Source organism: Ruegeria sp. ABM4_193 (assembly GCF_056158705.1).
Genome location: NZ_JBSWTT010000001.1, coordinates 101,049 through 125,179 on the forward strand (window position 1 = coordinate 101,049; position 24,131 = coordinate 125,179).

Genomic DNA, 24,131 nt, shown 5'->3' on the forward strand with positions numbered 1-24,131 from the left:
TTACTCCTGATCCGCATACATCAATTCGGTTCGTACATCGTAGAGATCATGGAAAAAGCGCAAATCCAAGGCTTTGCGTAAAAAAGACACACCACTGGAACCGCCCGTACCGGGTTGATTGCCGATCACCCTTTCGACCGCCGTGACGTGATCAAAGCGCCAACGCTGGAACAGGGATTCCACATCCATCAGCTTTTCTGCCAGGGCGTACAGATCCCAATATGTACCAGTGTCCTGAAACACCTGTACCCAGATCTTCACCACACGCGGGTCGCCGGAATAGGGCTGTGCAAAATCGCGCTCTAGCAGGTCTTGGGGCACATTGAACCCTTGGCGGGCCAGCATGAACAGAACTTCGTCATAAAGGGACGGTTTGGTCAGGGCATCATTCAGCATCCCCATCACTTCGGGATCATGCTCATGTACTTTCAGGGTTGCTGCGTCCTTGTTTCCAAGAATGAACTCGATCTGACGGTAGCCATAGCTTTGAAACCCAGAGGAACTGCCCAACGCCTGTCGAAAGGTCATGTAATCGGCAGGCGTCATGGTCAGCAGCGTTTCCCAAGCCGAAATCAACTGGCGCTGGATCGCCTTAACCCTGTCGAGGTTCTTCATCGCCGGGCCAAATTCGTCTCGTTGCAGGTAATGACGCACCTCAACCAGTTGGTGGTGCATCAGTTTTAACCACAGCTCGCTGACCTGATGGATGATGATGAACAGCATCTCATCGGGTTGCGCAGGGTCCTGAAAGGTCTTTTGCAGGTTCAGCAGGGTCTTGAGTTGCAGAAAATCGCCATAGCTCTTGCGATGGGCCTGCGTGAAATCGGTGACGAGAGATTCCTCGATCCCGCGCTCCAGAAACTTGTCCTTGTCGCCCATGTGCCCCTCCAGACGCTTTCGTTTCACCCTGTTTAGGGGGTGACGCGGCGCAGGGCCAGAGTCTCAGATCCAGTCCAGAACCACTTTGCCCGACCGACCGGATTTCATCGCGGCAAAACCCTCGGCGAATTCATCGACTTTCATTTGGTGTGTGATGACGCGGCTGACATCCAGACCGTTTTGCAACATGGCAATCATCTTGTACCAGGTCTCGAACATTTCACGCCCATAAACGCCTTTGATGGTGATCGCCTTGAAGACGATACGAGACCAATCGACCGGAGATTTTCCCGGTGGAATTCCAAGCAAGGCGATCTTGCCGCCCATGACCAATGCCTCAACCATCTGGTCCAGCGCAGCCTGAGACCCAGACATTTCGAGACCCACGTCAAAGCCTTCTTTCATGCCAAGGTTCACGATGACGTCCTGTAGGTCTTCCTTGGACACATCAACCGTGCGCAGCGTCGGCACCACATGCTCGGCCAGTTTCAGACGGTCTTGGTTGATATCGGTGATTACGACATGGCGTGCGCCGGCGTGGCGCGCAACAGCGGCTGCCATGATGCCGATCGGGCCCGCGCCGGTGATCAGCACGTCCTCTCCCAGCAGATCGAAACTCAGCGCGGTGTGCACGGCGTTGCCGAGCGGGTCAAGGATCGCTCCGATTTCATCCGGAACGTCATCCGGCAAGGGCACCACATTGAAAGCAGGTAGCTTGAGATACTGCGCGAAAGCACCCTGTTCGTTCACGCCAATGCCCCGAGTGCCGGGGTCGAGGTGGAACTTGCCCGCGCGGCTCTGGCGGCTGTCGGTGGTGATCAGATGCCCCTCTCCGGAACACCGTTGACCGATCTCAAGCCCGGTCACGTTGCGCCCGATCTCGACGATCTCTCCGGCGAATTCGTGGCCGGTGATCATCGGAACCGGCACAGTGGCAGAGGCCCATTCATCCCAGTTCCAGATATGAATATCGGTCCCGCAGATACCGGTTTTGTTGATTTTGATCAGCACCTCTTCCGGCCCGATCTCGGGCACCGGGGCCTGCACCATCCACAGGCCCTCTTTGGGTTTGGATTTTTCCAGTGCCTTCATGGTGTTGGGGCGCATCAGATCACCCCCAGTTCTTTGCCAACCTTGCCAAAGGCGGTCAGCGCGCGATCCAATTCATCCTTGGTCAGAGCCGCATTCATTTGCGTTCTGATCCGCGCTTGTCCGCGTGGAACAACCGGGAAGAAGAAACCCGAGACATAGACACCCTCATCAAACAGCTTTGAGGCCATGTCCTGCGCCAGCGTCGCTTCGCCCAACATCACCGGGATGATCGGGTGTTCGCCGGGCAGCAGGTCGAATCCCAGTTTCTCCAATCCGGCACGCCAGTATTTTGCGTTTCCGAACAGCTGAGCACGCAGCATGTCGCCTTCTTCTACAAGACGGATCGCCTCAAGCCCTGCGGCGACGATGGAGGGCGGCAGCGAATTTGAGAACAGATAGGGCCGCGCCCGCTGCCGCAGCAGGTCGATCACTGGCTGCGGCCCGGCGATGTAACCGCCGATTGCCCCCCCAAGTGCCTTGCCCAAAGTTCCTGTTAGAATGTCGACATCAACACCGAAGTGGTCCGGCGTACCCGCACCGTTCGGCCCCATGAAGCCGGTGGCGTGGCAATCATCAACCATGACAATGGCGTCGTACTTGTCTGCCAGTTCGCGAATCTTCGGCAGGTTGGCCAGATAACCATCCATCGAGAACACGCCATCCGTTGCGATCATGATGTGTCGCGCCCCGTCCTCGCGTGCCTGTTTCAGCCAGGCTTCGAGGTCGTTCATGTCATTGTTCAAATAGCGATAGCGCTTTGCCTTGCACAGCCGCACCCCATCGATGATCGAGGCGTGATTCAAGCTGTCTGAGATAATCGCGTCTTCAGGCCCTAACAAAGGCTCAAACAACCCCCCGTTGGCATCAAAACAGGCAGCAAACAGGATCGCGTCGTCCTTGTTCAGGAACTTGGCCAGCTTCTGCTCCAGTTCACGATGAATGTCTTGCGTGCCGCAGATGAACCGGACCGACGCCATGCCGAAGCCTTTTGGGCCCATCGCATTTGTTGCGGCGTCGATCAGCGCCGGATGATCGGCCAGACCCAGGTAGTTATTGGCACACAGGTTGATCACCTGCTTGCCGCCCACGGATATCTCACCGCCCTGAGGCGAAGTGATCATTCGTTCGCGCTTGTACAAACCTTCGGATTCGATTTGCGCGAGTGTATCCGTGATGTGGGACAAGAATGCATCTGCCATGGCGACCTCCGTTCAACTGAGTCGCACATCTAACATAGCGGATGAATTTCCCAAATAGGGGAATTACAATATGAAGGAAAAAAATCCGTGAAGGCGGAAAATTGTCGGTATCATGCGTTCTTTACGATCAAAAAGACCCGTGCGGGCCCTTTGGCGGAAATGGAATGCACAATATCAGCGGCATAGCGGGCGGTGTCCCCTTGGCTGAGATCCGAGATAGCGCTGCCCGATGTGACCCGGACCGAACCTTCCAGAACTGTCAGCTGTTCACGCGCTCCGCGGGCATGGGGCTGGCTGTTCAAAGCCCCATCTTTGTCGAACTCAATATCGTAAACCTCGTGACCTCCGGCTTCTTCTGGTGGGGACAGAATGCGAATCCGGCAGTTCTGCCCCATATTATCGATATTGGGGACCCCAGAGCTTCGCAGAACCTCGATCTGGTCACTGGCTTTTGCACCTTCCAACAGACCGGCAAAATCCACCTGCAAGGCGCGGGTCAGATTCCACAGGGTCGAGATCGTCGGGCTGCTTTCGCCGCGCTCGATCTGGCTGACCATGGACCGGGAAACGCCGCTGAGGTTGGCAACCGCCTCAAGCGACAGTCCTTTTGCCCGGCGTGCCTCTTTCAGGCGTGCAGGCAGGAGGTTCAGGATATCGTCTGTGTTTTCCGTCATGACGGAATCCATGCGTGTTGCGCAACGTAATGTCAATTCCGGGCGTGACAGTGAGTCTAATTTGAAGATCATGCTGCAAGTGCATAATGCGCGCGGGTTTTGGAGGAGAAAACATGACTGACGTAGTGATTCTGGATGGTGCGCGTACCGCCATCGGCACATTTGGTGGCGCTTTGGCTTCGACCGCTCCGATTGATCTGGCCACTGTTGCCACCGAAGCAGCCCTTGAACGTTCGGGTGTTGAAGGCGCGCAGATCGGCAGCGTTGTCTTTGGTCATGTCATCAACACCGAACCACGCGACATGTATTTGTCGCGCGTGGCTGCGATGCAGGCGGGTATCCCCAACGGTACGCCGGCCATGAATGTGAACCGTCTGTGCGGCTCGGGGGCTCAGGCCATTGTATCCGCCGTGCAGTCCCTAATGCTGGGAGATGCGGAATTTGCTGTGGCGGGCGGTGCCGAGAGCATGTCGCGCAGCCCTTACATCGTGCCGCAGGCGCGTTGGGGCGCGAAGATGGGCGATGTTACCTCGCTCGATATGATGCTGGGCGCACTGAATTGCCCGTTTGGCACAGGGCATATGGGTGTCACCGCGGAAAACGTGGCAGACGAACATCAGATCAGCCGTGAGCAGATGGATGAGTTTGCAATAACCAGCCAGACCCGCGCGGCAGCGGCGATTGAGGGCGGTTTTTTCGAAAGCCAGATTGCGCCGGTGCAGGTTAAGGTCAAGCGTGACATGGTCGACTTCAAGGTCGATGAACACCCAAAAGCGACTACAGCCGAGGCGCTGGCAGGTTTGAGGCCAGTGTTCAAGAAAGACGGGCGCGTCACGGCCGGGAATGCCTCGGGCATCAATGACGGCGCGGCGGCGATGGTTCTGGCAACGGCGGACGCGGCAGAAAAAGCGGGTCTGAAACCGAAAGCACGCGTCATTGGTTATGCCCATGCGGGTGTGCGGCCCGAAGTCATGGGTATTGGCCCGGTCCCAGCTGTTCAAAACCTGTTCAAGAAGACCGGTTTGTCGGCGGGTGATTTCGATGTGATCGAAAGCAACGAAGCTTTCGCTGCGCAGGCACTGGCAGTCAATCAGGAGCTGGGTCTGGATGCGGCCAAGGTAAACCCCAACGGGGGTGCCATTGCGCTGGGCCATCCGGTTGGCGCGACCGGCGCGATCATCACCCTCAAGGCGCTGTACGAGTTGGAGCGTACGGGTGGGACAAAAGCTTTGATCACCATGTGTATCGGCGGTGGTCAGGGGATTGCCCTTGCCATCGAGCGGCTCTGAGCCAGAATGGAGCAGGGGGGCTGTCTGCCCCCCATTACGCCATGCGCAATTCCCCCCGAAGGTATTTTTAGCCAGATGAAGCGGGCGGTTTGTCTTAGCTGAGTGCTATGGCAACAAGCGTTGCGGCTACGCCAAACCCGGCACCGAGAAGGGCAGGCAGGACATACGCGCTGAGGCCATTGTTCTTTTGGTCGTCTTTTTGTGTCTGGGCGATTAATGCGTTTTCGACCAGCGCTGGCAGGCGCGGGCCGAAACGGGCAAGAACCATCGCTGTTTTCCCAAAATCCCGTAGAGCGGCGCGAGGGCCAATAGATCGCTTGATGTAGTCTTCGACCACGGGGCGGGCGACCTCCCAGATGTTCATGTGGTCGTCGAGCGAGCGCGCCACGCCTTCAACCACCACCATGGTGCGTTGCAGCAGGATCAGCTCGGTTCTTGTTTCCATGCCGAACCGTTCGGTCACCTCGAATAGGTAGTTCAGCAGACGGCCCATCGAGATATGTGAAGCATCCATGCCGAAGATGGGTTCGCCAACTGCACGCAGGGCGCGGGCGAATTCATCTACGTCCTGGTTTGCGGGGACATATCCTGCTTCGAAATGTACCTCGGCCACGCGCTTGTAGTCGCGGCGTATAAAGCCAAAGAGGATCTCGGCATAGACCCGGCGGGTGTATTCGTCGATATGGCCCATGATGCCATAGTCATAGGCGATGATATCGCCATTGGCGGCGACCTTCAGGTTACCCTGGTGCATGTCGGCATGGAAATAGCCGTCGCGTAGGGCGTGCAGCAGGAACAGGCGTAGTACACGTTCGGCCAGGTCGCGGCGGTTGTGGCCTGCTGCGTCAAGAGCTGCGTTATCGCCCAGCGGGATACCGTCGGCCCAGCTGAGTGTCATCACGCGACGCGCAGACAGCGACCAAACCACGGGCGGCAACCAGAACCCGGCGTCGTCCTTAGTGTTGGCGGCGTATTCCGATGCGGCAGAGCTTTCCAGCCGCAGATCAAGTTCGCCACGGACAACGCCATCGAAATGTTCGATCACCTCCATTGGGCGCAAGCGGCGCGCGCCGGGGGCGAAAAGCTGTACGATACGGGCCGCGAAATAGAAAGCGTCTACATCCTTGCGGAACGCGCGTTCGATATTGGGGCGCAGGACTTTGACGGCTACATCCTCTCCAGTGCTGACCAGTTTGGCTTTATGGACCTGCGCGATAGATGCGGCGGCAATGGGTTCGCTGAAATCGCTAAAGATCTCGGCAACAGGCTGGCCCAGTTCCTTTTCCACCTCGGCCATGGCTTCGGATTTGGAAAAGGGGGGCAGTTTGTCCTGAAGCACGCGCAGCTGCTCGGCCAATTCGTTGCCGACAACATCAGGGCGGGTAGATAGTACCTGACCAAACTTGATGTAGGCCGGGCCAAGCGCCGTCAGAGCACGCGTGGCGGGTGGCATATCGGGATCACCCTTGTAACCCAGCCATTGGAACGGTTTGCCCAGCGCATGGGCAATAAATCGCAGCGACCGGGGAGCCTCAAAAGCATCCAGCACCACATTCATGGCACCGGTGCGCTCCAAAGTGGCGCCTGTGCGGATCAGGCGGATGATGTTGTGAGGACCGCGCATCAGATCTTCCAGCCGGAATGCAGCGCGGCGATGCCCATGCTCAGGTTTCGATACTTGGCGTTTTCGAACCCGGCGGTACGGACCATGTTCAGGAACGTCTCTTGATCGGGGAACTTGCGGATCGATTCTACCAGATACTGATAGCTGTCATAATCATTGGCGATCAGCTTGCCCATGCGTGGGATGACGTTGAAGCTGTAGAGATCGTAAAGCTTTTGCAGCCCGTCATTAGGCAGTTGGCTAAACTCCAGCACCATCAGACGGCCACCGGGTTTCAGCACGCGGTACGCTTCGTTCAGGGCCTCTTGCGGGCGGGTGACGTTCCGAATGCCGAAAGAGATCGTGTAGACATCAAAGGTGTTGTCTTCGAACGGCAGGGCCATGGCATCCCCGACCACCCAGTTCAAGCTATCCTCCATCTGGTCGGCCTCGGCGCGTTGGCGGCCTTCTACCAGCATAGGTTCGGTCAGGTCCAGAACGGTGGCGTGGCCGTGGCCTGCGCGTTTCAGGAAACGGAACGAGATGTCGCCCGTGCCGCCTGCGACGTCCAGAAGACGTTGGCCGGGGCGTGGCGCCAGCCAGTCCATCATCGCATCCTTCCACACGCGGTGGATGCCCATCGACATGACATCGTTCATCACGTCATATTTCGAGGCGACCGAGTTGAACACGCCCTGCACGCGTCCGGCCTTGTCTGCCTCGCGTACGGTTTCGAACCCGAAATGAGTGGTCTTGTCGCTGTTGTCGGACATTTGCCTTGCCGTTTGTCGAATTTCGCCTCTGTTATAGGGCCATAAGAGGCGGGCACAATGCGGCCCTTTGGATTAGGAGCCGTGTAATGCCCGAATTGCCCGAGGTCGAGACAGTAAGACGCGGCCTGAGTCCTGCTATGGAAGGGGTGGTGATAGAACGGGCCGATGTGAACCGCCCCGATCTGCGCTGGCCCTTCCCGGATCGCATGGCAGAACGGTTGACCGGGCAGCGGGTTGAGCGGTTGCGGCGGCGGTCGAAGTACATTCTGGCAGATCTCAGCAGCGGTGAGACATTGCTAATCCATCTGGGTATGTCCGGGCGGATGACGGTTTCGGGTGATCCGATGGGTCAGTTCGTGCATACGCATCCGATGCCGGAGAAACACGATCATGTCGTGTTCCACATGGCCAACGGCGCGCGCATCACTTTCAATGATCCGCGCCGGTTCGGAGCGATGGATCTGTTGCCGACGGCCAAGGCAGATGACCACAAGCTGCTGTCGGTTCTGGGGCCAGAGCCCCTGGGCAATGACTTCCACGAACACCATCTGATCGAGGCCTTCAAAGGCAGGAACACTCCGGTCAAATCCGCACTTCTGGATCAGGGAATCGTTGCCGGATTGGGCAATATCTATGTCTGCGAGGCGCTTTATCGCGGCAAGGTGTCGCCACGTCGCAAAGCCGGGCAGATTTCTGCATCACGTGTTGCCGCATTGGTTCCGATCATCCGGAAAGTGTTGCAGGACGCCATAGAAGCGGGCGGTTCTTCCTTGCGAGATTTCCGCCAAGCCGATGGAGAGCTTGGATATTTTCAACACAGCTTTGATGTCTATGGACGCGAGGGTGAGCCTTGTCGGACCGAGGGCTGTGGTGCCAAAATTAAGAGAATCACTCAATCGGGACGCTCATCCTTCTATTGTGCGCAATGCCAAAGATAGCTTGATCCAGAGAATTCGCGTGATAAGGAATCATACCTGAACGGAACAACCGGAAGCTTTCAACTCATGGCTTTTGAGACGATCATCGTCGAAATCGAAGACCACGTCGCCCTCATCAAACTCGACAGACCGGATGCGATGAACGCATTGAACTCCCAATTGGTGGGAGAGCTTTGCGATGCGCTGGAAGAAGCAGATCGTAATGACAAGGTTCGGTGCATCGTGCTCACCGGGTCCGACAAAGCATTTGCCGCAGGCGCGGACATCAAGGAAATGTCCGAGATGAGCTTTGTCGATGTCTTGAGCGCAGATCTGTTTGCTTCGGTAAACGACCGCGTCTCGGCCATTCGCAAACCGATCATAGCGGCCGTGGCGGGGTATGCTCTGGGCGGTGGCTGTGAAGTGGCCATGATGTGTGACTTCATTATTGCTGCAGATACAGCCAAGTTTGGGCAGCCCGAGATCAATCTGGGTGTTGTCGCAGGTATTGGTGGAACACAGCGCCTGACGCGCTTTGTTGGCAAGTCCAAGGCGATGGATATGAACCTCACCGGTCGGTTCATGGATGCAGAAGAGGCAGAGCGTGCCGGTCTTGTTAGCCGTGTCGTTCCAGCCAAAAAACTGATCGAAGAAGCCATGGGTGCAGCGCAGAAGATTGCGGAAAAATCCTTGCTGACAGCTGGGGCCGTCAAGGAGGCTGTGAACCGCAGCTATGAACTGCCGTTGAGCGAAGGGCTTTTGTTTGAGCGTCGTGTCTTCCATTCGATGTTTGCAACCGAAGACCAGAAAGAGGGCATGGCTGCATTCCTCGAAAAGCGCGCGGCGCAATTTCGCGACAAGTAAAACCTTCCAGATCAAGTTCGAAGGCGGGCCATGTGTCCGCCTTTTTGTTTTCATTTTGGTGGGTCTGAGAATTGGCTTGGCAAACCTGAAAAACTTGGATACATACCGCCGCCATACATGCGCGTGCGGCCCGCTTGGCCCGACTCACACTCGTGATTTCTGATCCGGTGCGGATACGTCCGTGGCGCGCAAACCAAGATAACCGTACCGAACGAAGGTCAGAGACACATGGCAAATTCGCCCCAGGCAAAGAAACGCGCACGTCAGAACGAAAAGCGTTTCGCAGTAAACAAAGCGCGTCGTTCGCGCATCCGCACCTATCTGCGTAAAGTCGAAGAAGCGATTGCTTCTGGTGACAAGGACGCAGCAACTGCCGCTCTGCGCGCTGCTCAGCCCGAGCTGATGCGCGGCGTCACCAAAGGTGTTTTCCACAAGAACACAGCAGCCCGCAAAATGTCGCGTCTGTCGGCCCGCGTCAAAGCGCTGGGCTAAGGCAGCAAATTGACCAATGGTCATGTCAGCAAGGCTGATCTAAATTTAAGGCGTCGCTTCGAGCGGCGCCTTTTTTCGTGTTGCCGGAAAACCGCGCCTTCACAAAACTGAGAGATTCTTTCGGCCAAAGAACCGAGTCAACATCAGAGTTTCGTTGCCGCGCCCCGCTTGGAGTTGTTACCACTGTTATCAGCGATTCACTCGCTTGGGGGGACAGGCTGTTTCTTCGGTCGAACTGACGGGCATCAGATCGATTTGAGGAAATGGGCGACGACTGGCTGATGCCAGGCTGCCGATCTGTCGTGAAACCCGGGTGCAACCCGGTCTTCTCGGCCCTGTCTAAAAAATTGAGAGTGCTACGTGCAACCCGGTTTTCCGGACGCTCACCTATTTTCGGGTGTTCTGCGGGACATGTGTGCATTCGAAAGACATCCCGCCAAACCGGGCAGGTTTTGGCGCAGGGATACCTTTGCGTGCGTGAATGCATAACCGGGCAACCGGATTCGTATGAATAAGGCCGACAGGCCAATAAGAATGGGATGCGTGAGGCGCTGAATGACACAAGAGAAATGGGGACTACTGCGAAACAAATTGCTGAAGGCCGTCGGTCGGAATAACTACACCACCTGGATCGAGCCTTTGGAATTTAAAGAGCTGCAAAACGGTGTGGCGGTTTTTTCCGTGCCGACCAATTTTATGGGCAACTACGTCAGCCAGAACTTTGCAGACCTCATATTGTATGAATTGAACACGGCAGGGGAAACTGTGCAGCGGCTGGATTTTCGGGTTCCCGCGAACTCGCCCGCGCGTCCGAAACCTGCTGTACAAGCTGCTCCTGAGGTGCGTGCAGATCCTGTTGCCGCGCCTGTGACAGAGGTTGCGCAGGATGCGCTCGAGTCTTTGCAGGCTGCGCCGTTGGACACCCGTTTTACGTTTGACAGTTTTGTCGTTGGCAAACCCAACGAACTGGCACATGCGGCGGCGCGCCGTGTGTCCGAAGGTGGTCCGGTCACATTCAACCCGCTGGTGCTGTATGGCGGTGTGGGCTTGGGTAAGACCCACCTGATGCACGCCATCGCCTGGGAATTGAAAACCAAGCATCCTGAACTGAACGTGCTCTACCTGTCCGCCGAACAATTCATGTACCGTTTTGTTCAGGCCCTACGCGAACGCCGGATGATGGATTTCAAACACCTGTTCCGGTCGGTTGACGTGCTGATGGTGGATGACGTGCAATTCATCGCAGGCAAGGATTCAACCCAAGAGGAATTCTTCCACACCTTCAATGCGCTGGTGGATCAGAACAAGCAGATCATCATTTCCGCCGACCGCGCCCCGGGTGAGATCAAGGATCTGGAAGACCGTGTGAAATCGCGTCTTCAATGCGGTCTGGTCGTCGACCTGCATCCGACCGATTACGAGCTGCGCCTGGGCATTCTGCAGAACAAGGTGCAGCAGTACAGCAGCACCTATCCTGATCTGGAGATTGCTGACGGTGTACTTGAGTTTCTGGCCCACCGTATCTCGACCAATGTCCGCGTTCTGGAAGGCGCTCTGACTCGTCTGTTCGCCTTCGCATCGCTGGTGGGCCGCGAAATCGATATGGAGCTGACCCAGGATTGTCTGGCTGATGTGCTGCGCGCCTCGGAACGTAAAATAAGCGTTGAAGAGATTCAGCGGAAAGTGTCCGAGTATTACAATATCCGTCTGTCTGACATCATCGGCCCCAAACGTCTGCGGTCATACGCGCGTCCGCGCCAGGTTGCGATGTATCTGTGCAAGCAGCTCACCAGCCGTTCGCTGCCTGAGATTGGCCGCCGTTTTGGCGGGCGCGATCATACAACGGTCATGCATGGCGTGAAGCGTATCGAAGAGCTGAAGCTGACCGACGGTCAGATCGCTGAAGATGTGGAAATGCTGCGGCGATCGCTGGAAGCCTGATCTGAGCATTTCATGAAGAAAACGCCCCGGTGCTTTGCGTCCGGGGCGTTTTCTTGTGCGCATTAATCCACGGTTGGACCAGAACTGAGGCTAGTTGGGCACGATGCCCTTGACGCTAAGGGCTTTCCAACCCAGAAATCCGTAAAAAATCCTTGTGCCTCAGGGTGGAACCGCTAACGTGCCAGTCCCGCCCATGTCGGTACGCAAGTCAGAGGAACTGAGGGTATGAAGATCAGCATTGAACGCGGCACCCTTCTCAAGGCCGTTTCGCAGGCCCAATCCGTTGTGGAACGGCGCAACACCATACCCATACTTGCGAATGTTTTGATTGAAGCCGAGGGCGATGTGGCCCAATTCCGCGCCACTGATCTGGACATCGAAGTGGTCGACAAAGCGCCTGCGCAGGTCGAGAAAGCCGGGGCGACCACGGTTGCGGCGACCACTTTGCATGAAATCGTGCGCAAGCTGCCGGACGGGGCGCTGGTAACGCTGACCGCAGACAGTGCCGCAGGCCGGTTGACCGTCGAGGCGGGCCGGTCAAATTTCTCGTTGGCAACGCTGCCAAAAGAGGATTTCCCGGTTATGGCGTCCTCGGAATATCAGTCGAATTTCACCGCGTCTGCCGCGCTGCTGCGCCGGCTGTTCGACAAATCGAAATTCGCCATCTCGACGGAAGAGACGCGGTACTATCTGAACGGTGTCTACATGCATGTCGCTGACAGCTCGGATGGCGGTAAAGTGCTGCGATGCGTTGCCACCGATGGTCACCGTCTGGCGCGTATTGATGCGGATCTGCCTGAAGGGGCCGCAGATATGCCGGGTGTGATCGTGCCACGCAAAACCGTAGGCGAGCTGCGCAAGCTGCTGGACGATGACGAAATGGACATCGCTGTTTCGGTCAGCGAAACGAAAGTGCGTTTTGCCACGCCGGATATCACCCTGACCTCGAAGGTCATCGACGGCACCTTCCCCGATTACACACGCGTCATCCCGCAAGGGAACACCCGCAAGCTTGAGGTCGATGCTGCCGAGTTTGCGCAGGCCGTAGACCGGGTCGCGACAGTGTCGTCCGAACGGTCGCGTGCGGTAAAGCTGCAATTGGATGGCGACAAGTTGGTCCTTTCGGTCAATGCTCCGGATAGTGGTGCGGCTGAAGAAGAACTGGCCGTCGCCTATGGGGATGAACGGTTGGAGATCGGGTTCAACGCCAAGTATCTGCTGGAGATTGCGTCTCAGGTCGATCGTGAGAATGCTGTGTTCCTGTTCAACTCGGCAGGTGATCCGACCCTGATGCGTGAAGGCAATGATCAAAGCGCGGTTTATGTTGTGATGCCGATGCGCGTCTGATCGCGCTGACGCGCGACGCCTCCGGCGGGAGTATTTTTGAAAAGATGAAGGGAGGGGTCATGGGATTGGCCCTGACCGAGCTTACGGTCTCGCATTTTCGGTCTCATAAGCTAGCGCGCCTGTCGCTGGACGGGAGGCCGGTTGCGATTCACGGGCCCAATGGAGCGGGCAAGACTAATATTCTGGAAGCGGTTTCTTTGTTTTCGCCCGGTCGTGGTATGCGTCGGGCAAGCGCGGCTGAGATGACACGACGGCCCGAGGCGTTGGGGTGGAAGCTGTCGGGGATATTGGATGCGCAGGGGCAGCGTTACGAGGTGGAAACCTGGTCTGAGGGTGGCGCGGCGCGGCAGGTTCGGATTGACGAAAAAACCTCGAGCCAGATCGAGCTGGGGAAACTGGCGCGGGTTGTTTGGCTGATCCCTTCGATGGACCGGCTTTGGATTGAAGGAGCCGAAGGGCGACGGCGATTTCTGGACCGTATCGCGCTGAGTTTTGACCCAGCCCATGCCGAAGCGTCTTTGACTTATGAAAAAGCAATGCGAGAGCGGAACCGTTTGCTGAAAGAGCAGGTGCGGGATGCCCATTGGTATGCGGCCCTGGAGGGTCAGATGGCGGAGTCCGGGCATCGCATACATGCCGCTCGCGTTGCGGCGCTGGATTATTTGCGCGCCGCGCAGGATCGGGCGGAGACGGCTTTTCCGTCAGCTGAGTTGGAATTGGTCCAGACAGAAGGTGCGATGCCTCAGACAGCAGAGGATCTGCGTGACGCCTTGAACGAGAGTCGCTTCCGGGATCTGGCGGCGGGCCGGACTTTGGTAGGGCCGCATCGGTCAGACCTGTATGGGGTGTTCGCTGCAAAGGGCGTTCCGGCCAAGGATTGTTCGACCGGCGAGCAGAAGGCGCTGCTTGTGTCTTTGATTTTGTCGAACGCGCGGGCGCTGGCAGAGATGGTTGGGGCACCTCCGATTGTTCTGTTGGACGAAGTGGCCGCCCATCTGGACGCAGATCGGCGCGCGGCGCTTTATGACGAAATTTGCGCTCTGGGGGCTCAGGCCTGGATGACGGGCACCGGGCCTGAGTTGTTTGCTGAATTGGGGGACCGGGCCCAGACGGTGGTTGTCACCGAAAGCGATGAGGGCTCGGTCTTGACTGCTTAGGCCGGTTCGCTGACTTTACGTTCCCACAGGAAGCCGCGCATAACCTCGTCGACCGGTGTCTTGGCCATGTGGTTGACGTAGTTCGACATTGTTTTCTGAGCCAAGCCCAGCACCACATCCAGAACCGCGCGGTGCGAATATCCCGCGTCGAAAAACGCCTGCAACTGCTCCTCGGTCGGGTTGCCGCGTGTTTCCATCACTTGCAGAGTGAAGGTGCGCAATGCCTCGAGCTTGGCCGAAGGCAGCCGAGTTTCATTGCGCAGCGCCTCGGTGATTTCGTCCGAGACTTTCATCATCTTGGCGATACCGGTGTGCGCTGGCACGCAGTAGTGACATTCATTTTCCACGTTGATGGTCTGCCAAACAACGGTTTTCTCATCATTGTCGAAATCGGTTTGCAAGAAGAGGCCATGCAGAACCTGATAACCTTCCAGGTGCTGCGGGCTTTCGGCCATCACCTTGTGCAAACCGGGCAAGCGACCAAACGCGGCCTGCGATTTTTCGAGAAGAGGCTTGGACCCTTCAGGGGCGGATTCGAGGTCGTGCGACGGAAAATTGGCCATGTCGGAACTCCTGTTTTGGCGCGATGAGTCGTATTTAGGGTTTATTGAACGATCGCTCAAGTATATATTTGAGTGAACGTTCAAGAATTGGTGATGCTGATGCCTCGAAAACCCGCATATGATCGTGATGCTCTGATTGCTAAAGCAAAGGACATCTTCTGGCGTCAGGGCTGGGCCGGGACGTCGCTGAAGGATCTGGAGCGGGAATTGAAACTAAAGCCCGGCAGTTTTTATGCGGCATTCGGCTCGAAGGACGCGCTCTATGCGCTGACAATGGAATGCTACACACGGGAAGGCGTGGCACGCCTAAAAGCTTTAGCTAAAAAGTTGGGGCCCAAAGGGGCATTGAAAGCGCAGCCCCGTTTGGTGATCGAAGCCGTCGAGAACCCGACGAAAGCCTGCATGTTGGCAAAGACATATGCGGAGTTGCAGGCGAAAGATCACGATCTTGCGAATCAAGCTGCGCGGCACATGACTGAGATGAAAGCGTGTTTTGCCGAGCTGTTCCGAAGCGCTCAGAATGCTGGTGAAATTCGGTCTGAACATGACCCGGATCGACTGGCGGCGCGGTATCAGTCTGACATTCTTGGGTTGCGATTGTCGGCTGAGCGCAAGGATGTGGACGCAGATGAAATCGCTGCGGACATCGCCGCTGACATTGATCGCTTGTGAGCCTGTAATTAGCAGGCAAAAAACGACCCTCGCAAACACAAAATCTTGGGGGATCGCGTGACATTCCCCACCAGAAAACGTATAAGTTACCAAAATAATATAGGTACTGACTGAATGTCCGAAGACGCACAGGCTCCTCAAGAATACGGCGCAGATTCCATCAAGGTTCTCAAAGGGTTGGAGGCTGTTCGAAAGCGCCCCGGCATGTATATCGGGGACACGGATGATGGCTCTGGTCTGCACCACATGGTGTATGAGGTGGTCGACAACGGGATCGATGAAGCCTTGGCGGGTCATGCTGACCATGTAACCGTAAAAATCCATGCGGATTCCAGCGTCTCGGTCAGTGATAACGGGCGCGGAATTCCAGTCGATATTCACCCGGAAGAAGGTGTTTCAGCGGCTGAAGTCATCATGACCCAACTGCACGCGGGCGGTAAGTTCGACAGCAACTCGTACAAGGTGTCGGGCGGTCTGCATGGTGTTGGCGTTTCAGTTGTGAACGCTCTTTCAGATTGGCTGGAATTGCGCATCTGGCGTGCGGGCAAGGAACATGTCGCGCGCTTCGAGGGTGGCGAGACAGCGGAACACTTGAAGGTCGTGGGAGAATGCGGCGATCGCACCGGGACCGAGGTGCGGTTTCTGGCCTCGACCAACACGTTTTCGAACCTCGAGTACTCGTTTGAAACGCTGGAAAAGCGTCTGCGCGAGCTTGCCTTCCTGAACTCAGGCGTACGGATCATCCTGATTGATGAACGCCCTGCTGAGCGGTTGGAAACCGAGTTGTTTTATGAAGGCGGCGTCAAGGAATTCGTCAAGTATCTCGATCGGTCCAAGACCCCGGCTATGCCCGAGCCGATCTATATCAAGGGCGAGCGTGACGACATCGGCGTTGAAATCGCGATGTGGTGGAATGACAGCTACCACGAGACGGTGCTGCCCTTTACCAACAACATCCCGCAGCGGGATGGTGGCACGCATGTCGCCGGTTTCCGGGGTGCTTTGACACGGACGATCAACAACTATGCGCAGTCCAGCGGGATCGCAAAGAAGGAAAAGGTCAGCTTTACAGGTGACGACGCGCGTGAGGGCCTGACCTGCGTGCTGTCGGTGAAAGTGCCTGACCCAAAATTCTCATCCCAAACCAAGGACAAGCTGGTCTCGTCCGAGGTGCGACCTGCGGTCGAAGGTTTGATGAACGAAAAACTGGCCGAATGGTTTGAAGAAAACCCCAATGAAGCCAAGGGTATCGTCGGCAAGATCATCGAGGCCGCTCTGGCCCGTGAGGCTGCCCGCAAGGCCCGTGAACTGACCCGCCGCAAAACGGCGATGGATGTGAACTATCTGGCCGGTAAGCTGAAAGATTGTTCGGAAAAAGACCCGTCCAAAACCGAGGTTTTCCTGGTCGAGGGGGACTCGGCCGGAGGGTCGGCCCAAACGGGTCGAGATCGTCTGACTCAGGCTGTTCTGCCTTTGCGCGGGAAAATCCTGAACGTGGAACGCGCGCGGTTTGATCGAATGCTGTCGTCGCAAGAAATCGGCAACTTGGTGATGGCGCTGGGCACTGGTATTGGCCGCGATGAGTTCAACATCGAAAAGCTGCGCTACCACAAGATCGTCATCATGACCGATGCCGACGTGGACGGTGCACACATCCGGACGCTGCTGCTGACCTTCTTCTATCGGCAAATGCCGGAACTGATCGAGGGTGGGTATCTTTATATCGCACAGCCACCGCTATACAAGGTTTCGCGTGGTAAATCAGAGGTTTACCTGAAGGATCAGGCGGCGCTGGACGACTATCTGATCAATCAGGGCGTCGAAGGGGCCGTGTTGAAGCTTGGCTCGGGTGAAGAAATCATTGGCCAAGACCTCACGCGTGTCGTGGATGAAGCGCGCCAGTTGAAACGTGTTCTGGACGCCTTCCCGACGCATTACCCGCGTCACATTCTGGAACAGGCTGCCGTCGCGGGGGCTTTCGTGCCGGGTGCGGTTGATGCCGACCTGCAAGGCGTGGCCGACAAGGTTGCTGCCCGTCTTGACCTGATCGCGCTGGAATATGAACGCGGCTGGCAGGGCCGGATTACGCAGGATCACGGCATCCGTCTGGCCCGCATCTTGCGCGGTGTGGAAGAGGTCCGCACTTTGGACGGCCCCATGTTGCGCTCGGGTGAGGCGCGTAAGACCGGCAGTTTCACTCAAAGCCTGCAAGAGGTGTATAACACGCCTGCGACGCTGATCCGCCGTGACCGATTTCAGGTTATCCACGGCCCTCTGGACCTGCTGCGGGCCATTTTGGAAGAGGGTGAAAAGGGCCTGTCGCTACAACGCTACAAAGGCCTCGGTGAGATGAACCCAGACCAGCTGTGGGAAACCACGCTTGACCCGGACGCCCGCACGCTGTTGCAGGTGCGCGTCGATGACATGGTTGAGGCAGATGATCTGTTCACCAAGCTCATGGGCGACGTTGTCGAGCCGCGTCGGGAGTTCATCCAGAAAAACGCCCTAAGCGTGGAGAATCTTGATTTCTGATCGCCTGTAGGTTTGCGCATAACACTTCGCGCACCCCATAAGTTTGCGTAGTTCGCCCATAGTTTTGCGCTGCGCGTTTGTCTGCATTAGCGACGAATTCAATCAGTTTATGGCTTAGTCGTCGCGGTAATGGCCCTTTGCATTGCTCAATCCCGCAAAGGGCCTCCCTAGGGAACCTTGGATTCTCGCGAAGGTCTGCGATGCGCAGAAAACGTACTTTGCAAAGTTCAAGCCGTTTCCTGAGACCAGACCTTGATTCATTGAACGGTATTGGCAAAATGAGCCCATAGCTGCCGTCGACCAAGCTTCGGACTTTCGCTCCTGCGGCAGGTCGCGAACCGCTTTTTCCAGACATTCCGGACTGGATGGCAATTGGCTCGTGAGCGGACTTTGCAGTCATTCGCCTTCTCACGACAGATGAAGGAAGCCCCGAAGCAGACATTCACAATTGAGCTTTGCAGGTTAGGAAGTGTACCAATCCCTCTTGGCACTATTATGCGTGAACTTACGGTCAAGCCAATTGAACGGTTCGGCAGGTGTAAATTTGTCAGGTACGTCGCCCGTCAGAATGGGGTGCTCCATCAGCTCCAGCTATTGAGGCTCAGCAAAATGATTGTGCATGATTTCAGTTCAGTTTCGCGAAGAAATACTAAGTAGGTCCGTCTCAAGCCTTCCATTTGAAAGGAAAAGTGCTAGCTTGCGTGTGATTTTTTTAAAGAAATATCCCGGAGGAAAGTAATTTGAATTCATTTGTTTTCAGAGCCGTCGTGTCGTTATGGGGCGGCCTTTTGACTGCTGGAGAAGCCCTGTCCTTGGAGATTGAGTGGGAGGTTGCCAATAGATTTGGACCTTTCGTGACCCAACATCCGACCGCAGAGGGGCGAGCCGGTCTTTTTGACAGATACAAGATCAATGACGGAGAAAGCCTTGAACATTGGCACAAGCGCTTGTCCGATCCCCAGTTTCACTCTCCGTATTTAGAGACGTTGGCGGCAATAGATGCAGACGCCAAAACAAAAGGAATGATGCATTGGAACCAGCAAACTGTTCGGCATGCAGAAGCTATATTAAAATTCGTGCAAGAAGAAGAAAGTACCGATACGCTAGTTGATGTTCGCGTGCATTTGGACAAGGACGGACCATGCCAATGGTCGGTGTCACTTGACGATGCGCCAACTGTGCCGCCATCGGATTGCCGAACTGGAACACTGGTGAGCATTCCTTTGAGCGGAGCATCCGTAGCGGTAACCTCTGGGGACTTTTCGGCAAGCGAGCAGGTCAACCCAAAGCATATCGTCATAGTCGGTTTCGGGGATAGCTATGCCTCTGGCGAAGGCAACCCAGATTATCCCGGTCATTGGAAAGACGATGTCGATTTTAGCAGTGAAAAGGACTTTGTTTGGCTGGCACAGCAAAAAAATCTGAAATCAACGCTCGAAAAGCATGGGGAGACCGTTAAACACTGGGTGGATGACGACTGTCATCGGAGTTTCTTTAGTCACCAAAGCCTTCTTGCGCTGAAACTGGCATCGGAAAAGAAAGACACTTTCGTATCGTTCCTTCACTATGCTTGTACGGGCGCTGAAATATTCGATGGGCTGTTGGTTCCTCAGTATCAGGCATGGGGCAAGGGTATATACATCCCATACTCCCAGGTGAATTTTGCCATTCGAGAGCTGTGCCGGTCAGATGTTGATGCTGAGAGCTATGTTTCCGTATCGCAGGCTGACAGGCTCAGGCGCGAGGATAAGGGTGAAATCAACTTGAACGATTTTCACCGGCGCGGTGGAAAAGGCAACAATAAGAAGGCGCCGAGCAATCTTGCTCCGGGCGACAAATTCAGCAAAAGAACGTCCTTGCACCGAAAGAAAAATGGCGGAAACTTTCCTAATTCTGGTTTTTTGGAGTGCCCCGACGGGCAGATAAGGGTGCCGGACCACGTCTTCCTGACGATAGGTGGCAACGATTTTGGCTTTGCCGATGTGGTGAAATATCAGATCGTTCCTTCACGTTGGAAATCGAAAAAACTTGGCAGCTTTATGTTTCCAGACGTGTGCCCCAGCGGTGCCAATCGGGTCAGCCGGACCCAGTTCCCTCAGCTAACCAGACACTGTGAAAAGAAAGATAAACAAAACGGATACCATGCCGGAGACATTGTGGGCGAGGGAAAGAATGGGGGAATAAAAGATCGTCTGAATCTTTTAACAAACATTATTGAAAACAGGTTGGGCGTAAAGCCAGGTCAGATTTTAATGCCCCAGTACCCGGACTCTGTTCGCAAGGTAGAGGCAACAGTCGGGCCATGTGATCCATTGGACATGCAGAGTTTCCTGAAAAGAATACCGGGTACAGACAATTATATGGTTCGTGAAGAAATGTTGGTCGGAGATCCATACGGCGAATACTCTCCTGCCTCCTCGTGGAACGGACTTAAATCGGCCACGCCCTGGTTGATCAGGGAAAGTCTGACAGGGATTGCGCGTAAAAACATTGAGAATTGGGAATTCAACTTCACGCATGAAGACGCTTTTCTTGCATTGAGAGAGTTTGAGGTTCTTCGCCCTGTGCTTGCGGAATCGGCAAAGAGCCTCGGGATCAACTTTGTATGCTCTACCCGCGATGTCTATTATGGGTACGATTTCGACCAGGGATCGAAGCGAAATCTCCCAAATGGCGTGGATGGTGAAGCGTTCCCCGCTTGGGCTTTGGCAGATTGGGATCCATACGTTTTTGAAATCCCAACAAGGGCCGTAAGAACTGGCAATGACACGGCACTTAGTCAGCCTGGGGACAAACAAGTCACGGGGGCTGTACATCCAAACCTGACCGGACATCGTTTGATCGCTGAGGAAATGTACAAGTTATTGCCAAAGTGAATTGAGTGCGTATCAACCGTACTGTGGACGTGTCTCTGTATAATGCGTCGGCGCGGCTCGACTTGGATTCCTTGGAATAGTCGAGCATTGGCTGCCCAACGGGCCGTGAATCCCTTCAGTCGCTATTGCAGGCGGTCTCTGCGCGCACCTTCCTTCGATTCACAGCTTAGTAGTATCCTTGCCCCACCTGACTAAGAGGCGAATATACGAGAAGCAGGCTTCACCTTGGTAAATCAGGATGTAGCGAAAATTGAATTGCTCACCGCAGACGATGAGGTAGAAGTTCTCAATACCGCTCCTGCTGGCTGACTTCGCGTTGAGCCCTGAGCCGCCGTTAGCGTTCGCCTGAAATCCTGTAGATTCCGTCGGCAGGTCGCAGCGCAAAGCGGACGTGTTCGATCCATACGTGGGGAGAGAAATAGCTGTCTGCTGTGCCTCACGCTAAGACAAAGCCCAGTTTCAAAAACGGTCTTCCAAGACGAGTATCTAAATGATTGTTGCATCCGCTTAAGTTGCGATAGGGTGCTGCTATTGAAGGCAATAATTGGGGTAAGCTTATGAAATTGGTTAAAGCCAGAATCCAAAACTATCGCAGTATTCGTGATACTGGCGAATTTGATGTGGAATTACTGAAGACGATAATGGTTGGGCCCAACGAAGCGGGAAAGTCAGCCATACTTCAGGCTCTACAGCAAACCAATAAACCTGAAGGAGTGAACGGTTTTGATAGCTTGCGCGATTATCCTCGGAAGCTACTAAATAAAATCGATCAGGGGGAAGTGAACCCCAAAGACTGTCCGTCGTCAGAGCTTTTCGGAAAGCTGAAGCGTTTTCGTAACAGAGGCTCTGGTTCGGTTTCTGTTTGAGTTTAGGCAGCAGCGGCTTGGTGCTGCAACCGGCGTTTTCGGATTGTCTGTTTCTTGATTTCCTCTCTCATCTTCAGGATCTTCGCGCCGCGGCCGTGATAGACGTCCGCAGGGGTTAGGTTGTCCAAGCTTTCGTGGTAGCGATGGTTGTTGTAGTGATCGACGAACGCCCCGATCCGGCATTCGAGGTCGCCCGGTAGGAAGTAGTTTTCCAAGAGGACACGGTTCTTCATGGTCTGGTGCCAGCGTTCGATCTTGCCTTGGGTTTGCGGATGGTGCGGCGTACCGCGAACATGGTCCATGCCCTTGTCCTCAAGATAAACGGCAAGATCAGAGGCGACGTAGGACGAGCCATTGTCGCTGAGCAGCCGGGGTTTGTGTACGACCGTGGCTTGATCGCAGCCCGAGACCTCCAGTGCCAGGTCCAACGTATCAGTGACGTCCGCAGCCTTCATCGTGGTGCAGAGCTTCCAGGCGATGATGTAGCGGCTGTAGTCGTCGAGGATGGTGCTGAGATAGAACCAGCCCCAACCGATGACCTTCAGGTACGTGAAGTCAGTCTGCCAGAGCTCGTTTGGTCGGCTTGTTTTGTCCCGGAACTCATCGGCCACGCGTATCACGACATGGGCCGGGGCGGTGATCAGATCCTCGGCGCTGAGAATGCGATACACGGAGGATTCAGATACGAAGTACCGCTTCTCGTCGGTGTATTTGACCGCCAGTTCGCGCGGCGTCAGATCTTCATGCTCAATGGCAAAATCGACAACATCCTCGCGTACCTTTTCTGGGATGCGGTTCCACACTGACCTGGGCCGTGGGGAACGGTCAGCCAGGGCATCAACGCCACCGTCGCTCCAGCGGGCATACCAGTCGTAGTATGTGCTGCTGGGGATGCCGAGCATCTTCAGGGTTTGCTTTACCGGCAGATGTGACGCTTCAACCGTGCGGATAATTTCAAGCTTCTCTGAGGCGGGGTATCTCATTCTTCGTCGCCCCCATCCCCGATCATGCTTTTTTTGAGCAGTCGGTTCTCAAGCGTCAGCTCGGCAACCACCTCCTTCAGGGCGGCAGATTCCGACCGCAGTTCTTTGACTTCCGGGGATGTCGCTTGTCGCGCCGTGTCACCCGCCAAGCGGTTCTTCCCAGCTTCGAGGAATTCCTTCGACCAGGAGTAATACAGGCTCTCTGCAATCCCCTCGCGACGGCACAGTGCAGCAATGCTTTCCTCGCCCCGCAGGCCCGCCAGGACGACCCTGATCTTCTCTTCAGCAGAGTAGTGCTTGCGCGTTTTGCGTTTGATACCCCTGACCAACTTGTCAGCGGCATCCTTCGATGTTCCGGATTTCTTGTTCATCTTCGCTCCATAATGGCTTCGACGAACCAGAAATCCTCCGTTGCTCAAACCCTAAATCTGTCCGGTGGGTGCTGACGTCAGACAGCCCGATATCCTCGGCAGCAATCAATCGTTTGGCAAATTGCGCCGTCAGATCGTCACCAGCGGGACTAAGCGTTAAAAAGGTCGTAAAGTAGGGATCTTCCAGCGGGTCAAACCCATTTTGCGCCGAAGAATAGCGATGAGGAAAGGTTGTGCCGAACCCGGCGACATCCGTCTCCCATGGTTGGTTGTCGCGGTCGCCAAAGAGATAGGTCTCCTTTGGGTGCATCAACTCCCAAGAGGTTCCTTCAAAGGAGGCGCTCGGCGATGCGTCATTCCATGCGGAAACCCAATCCGGGTATTTGTCGTAGTAATAGGAGCTTGTGACAAAACGATTTGCGGCTTTTGAGAACCAGAAGGCTTTGCCGCTTTGTCCCGCCATTGTAATAGCCCCACGATCTTTGATTGAAACTCCAAAGACCTTGGCCGCGCTAGCAGTGGAAGCGCTTAACTCGTCCGAAAGCGTCGTAACAAGCATGGCGCGTGGTGACCGCCCATCTGTGCCAGCTGCCGCCTGTGTTGGGTCAATTTCAATATCGTCATTGACGCCAGCGCCATCTCCAAGAAGCGGAGCGGTGCTGTCTTCAACGTTGTAGACAACGCGGTCCAAGGTTCTGTCGAACCAAATGTTTCCGATCATCCCGTGCACTGCCGGTGTTGCCCCGGTCGCCAATGTGGCGTGCCCGACAACCGTCTCTGTATTGGCATGGCAATGATGGGCGTCCACATAGTGTACACCGTTTTTTAGTAAATACTTAAGGCCACCCTCCCCAAGATTCTCAAAGTAGCGTGTCGGCAGATCGCCCCGAAACGCGTCAACGGTCAGCTGCAAAACGAGACGAGGAGGTTCTTGCGCATACGCAGGAGCGATTGAAACCAACCACAAAGACAAACAAGCTCTCAGTGTTTTGGTCATAGTGCTTCCTTTCGCTGTATTGCGCAGCAGGTTGGCGGCGACCG

Annotated in this window: 20 protein-coding genes; 11 read left to right on the forward strand and 9 right to left on the reverse strand. The window is 55.6% G+C overall.

Annotation, left to right across the window (positions count from 1 at the left end):
* The 4 genes from ACXADZ_RS00510 to ACXADZ_RS00525 all read right to left on the reverse strand — a co-directional run bounded on the left by ACXADZ_RS00510 (nt 1) and on the right by ACXADZ_RS00525 (nt 3,844).
* Nucleotides 1-879 (reverse strand): tryptophan 2,3-dioxygenase, encoded by an 879-nt coding sequence (locus tag ACXADZ_RS00510; protein WP_475191810.1) that lies wholly within the window; start codon nt 877-879, stop codon nt 1-3.
* A gap of 63 nt (nt 880-942) precedes the next feature.
* On the reverse strand, nt 943-1,971 hold the full coding sequence (tdh, locus tag ACXADZ_RS00515; RefSeq protein ID WP_475198437.1) for an L-threonine 3-dehydrogenase: 1,029 nt from the start codon (nt 1,969-1,971) through the stop codon (nt 943-945).
* A gap of 14 nt (nt 1,972-1,985) precedes the next feature.
* Nucleotides 1,986-3,170, reverse strand: a complete 1,185-nt coding sequence (locus tag ACXADZ_RS00520; protein WP_171188073.1) for a glycine C-acetyltransferase — start codon at nt 3,168-3,170, stop codon at nt 1,986-1,988.
* 110 nt (nt 3,171-3,280) lie between these two features.
* Nucleotides 3,281-3,844, reverse strand: coding sequence for a helix-turn-helix domain-containing protein (locus tag ACXADZ_RS00525; RefSeq protein WP_475191817.1), 564 nt, complete (start codon nt 3,842-3,844; stop codon nt 3,281-3,283).
* 113 nt (nt 3,845-3,957) lie between these two features.
* Here ACXADZ_RS00525 and ACXADZ_RS00530 point away from each other — a divergent pair, with 113 nt between their 5' ends.
* A complete protein-coding gene (locus ACXADZ_RS00530; RefSeq protein ID WP_171671650.1) occupies nt 3,958-5,133 on the forward strand; it encodes an acetyl-CoA C-acyltransferase family protein in 1,176 nt (391 codons plus the stop codon).
* Nucleotides 5,134-5,227: 94 nt separating this feature from the next.
* Here ACXADZ_RS00530 and ubiB read toward each other — a convergent pair whose 3' ends face one another.
* Both ubiB and ubiE read right to left on the reverse strand, forming a co-directional pair.
* Nucleotides 5,228-6,757 carry a 2-polyprenylphenol 6-hydroxylase gene (ubiB, locus tag ACXADZ_RS00535; protein WP_475191823.1) on the reverse strand — a complete coding sequence of 510 codons (1,530 nt, stop codon included), beginning with the start codon at nt 6,755-6,757 and terminating at the stop codon, nt 5,228-5,230.
* Nucleotides 6,757-7,509, reverse strand: a complete 753-nt coding sequence (gene ubiE, locus ACXADZ_RS00540) for a bifunctional demethylmenaquinone methyltransferase/2-methoxy-6-polyprenyl-1,4-benzoquinol methylase UbiE (protein WP_475191826.1) — start codon at nt 7,507-7,509, stop codon at nt 6,757-6,759. The genes ubiB and ubiE overlap by 1 nt, the downstream gene beginning before the upstream one ends.
* A gap of 86 nt (nt 7,510-7,595) precedes the next feature.
* Here ubiE and mutM point away from each other — a divergent pair, with 86 nt between their 5' ends.
* The 6 genes from mutM to recF all read left to right on the forward strand — a co-directional run bounded on the left by mutM (nt 7,596) and on the right by recF (nt 14,227).
* Nucleotides 7,596-8,447, forward strand: a complete 852-nt coding sequence (gene mutM, locus ACXADZ_RS00545) for a bifunctional DNA-formamidopyrimidine glycosylase/DNA-(apurinic or apyrimidinic site) lyase (RefSeq protein ID WP_475191829.1) — start codon at nt 7,596-7,598, stop codon at nt 8,445-8,447.
* 66 nt (nt 8,448-8,513) lie between these two features.
* On the forward strand, nt 8,514-9,290 hold the full coding sequence (locus ACXADZ_RS00550; protein ID WP_171188067.1) for an enoyl-CoA hydratase: 777 nt from the start codon (nt 8,514-8,516) through the stop codon (nt 9,288-9,290).
* Nucleotides 9,291-9,518: 228 nt separating this feature from the next.
* Nucleotides 9,519-9,782 carry a 30S ribosomal protein S20 gene (rpsT, locus tag ACXADZ_RS00555; protein WP_039541017.1) on the forward strand — a complete coding sequence of 88 codons (264 nt, stop codon included), beginning with the start codon at nt 9,519-9,521 and terminating at the stop codon, nt 9,780-9,782.
* 555 nt (nt 9,783-10,337) lie between these two features.
* Entirely contained in the window at nt 10,338-11,723 is a 1,386-nt protein-coding gene (gene dnaA, locus ACXADZ_RS00560; RefSeq protein WP_171188066.1) for a chromosomal replication initiator protein DnaA, read from the forward strand.
* A 225-nt stretch (nt 11,724-11,948) separates the two neighbouring features.
* Entirely contained in the window at nt 11,949-13,070 is a 1,122-nt protein-coding gene (gene dnaN / locus ACXADZ_RS00565) for a DNA polymerase III subunit beta (protein ID WP_171188064.1), read from the forward strand.
* Nucleotides 13,071-13,129: 59 nt separating this feature from the next.
* The gene (recF, locus tag ACXADZ_RS00570; protein ID WP_475191842.1) at nt 13,130-14,227 is read left to right on the forward strand and encodes a DNA replication/repair protein RecF; all 1,098 of its coding nucleotides are present in this window, start codon (nt 13,130-13,132) and stop codon (nt 14,225-14,227) included.
* Here the strand turns inward: recF and ACXADZ_RS00575 are convergent.
* A complete protein-coding gene (locus ACXADZ_RS00575) occupies nt 14,224-14,790 on the reverse strand; it encodes a carboxymuconolactone decarboxylase family protein (protein ID WP_475191845.1) in 567 nt (188 codons plus the stop codon). The two genes, recF and ACXADZ_RS00575, sit on opposite strands and share 4 nt — an antisense overlap.
* A gap of 99 nt (nt 14,791-14,889) precedes the next feature.
* Here ACXADZ_RS00575 and ACXADZ_RS00580 point away from each other — a divergent pair, with 99 nt between their 5' ends.
* The 4 genes from ACXADZ_RS00580 to ACXADZ_RS00595 all read left to right on the forward strand — a co-directional run bounded on the left by ACXADZ_RS00580 (nt 14,890) and on the right by ACXADZ_RS00595 (nt 21,736).
* Nucleotides 14,890-15,462 (forward strand): TetR/AcrR family transcriptional regulator, encoded by a 573-nt coding sequence (locus tag ACXADZ_RS00580; RefSeq protein ID WP_475198441.1) that lies wholly within the window; start codon nt 14,890-14,892, stop codon nt 15,460-15,462.
* Nucleotides 15,463-15,576: 114 nt separating this feature from the next.
* Nucleotides 15,577-17,994 (forward strand): DNA topoisomerase (ATP-hydrolyzing) subunit B, encoded by a 2,418-nt coding sequence (gene gyrB, locus ACXADZ_RS00585; protein WP_475191847.1) that lies wholly within the window; start codon nt 15,577-15,579, stop codon nt 17,992-17,994.
* A gap of 740 nt (nt 17,995-18,734) precedes the next feature.
* Nucleotides 18,735-20,870: an SGNH/GDSL hydrolase family protein gene (locus ACXADZ_RS00590; protein ID WP_475191850.1), complete on the forward strand. Its 2,136-nt coding sequence runs from the start codon at nt 18,735-18,737 to the stop codon at nt 20,868-20,870.
* A gap of 557 nt (nt 20,871-21,427) precedes the next feature.
* Nucleotides 21,428-21,736: an AAA family ATPase gene (locus ACXADZ_RS00595; protein ID WP_475191852.1), complete on the forward strand. Its 309-nt coding sequence runs from the start codon at nt 21,428-21,430 to the stop codon at nt 21,734-21,736.
* A gap of 2 nt (nt 21,737-21,738) precedes the next feature.
* On the opposite strand, the gene ACXADZ_RS00600 is transcribed toward ACXADZ_RS00595, so the two are convergent.
* Nucleotides 21,739-23,090 (reverse strand): IS3 family transposase gene (locus tag ACXADZ_RS00600; protein WP_475191855.1). Its coding sequence is split into 2 segments (ribosomal slippage): nt 21,739-22,752 and nt 22,755-23,090, totalling 1,350 coding nucleotides; the frame shifts between segments, so codons are not numbered across the junction.
* Nucleotides 23,053-24,087, reverse strand: a complete 1,035-nt coding sequence (locus ACXADZ_RS00605) for an alkaline phosphatase family protein (protein ID WP_475191858.1) — start codon at nt 24,085-24,087, stop codon at nt 23,053-23,055. Before ACXADZ_RS00605 ends, ACXADZ_RS00600 begins: the two co-directional genes overlap by 38 nt.
* Nucleotides 24,088-24,131 lie beyond the last annotated feature (44 nt).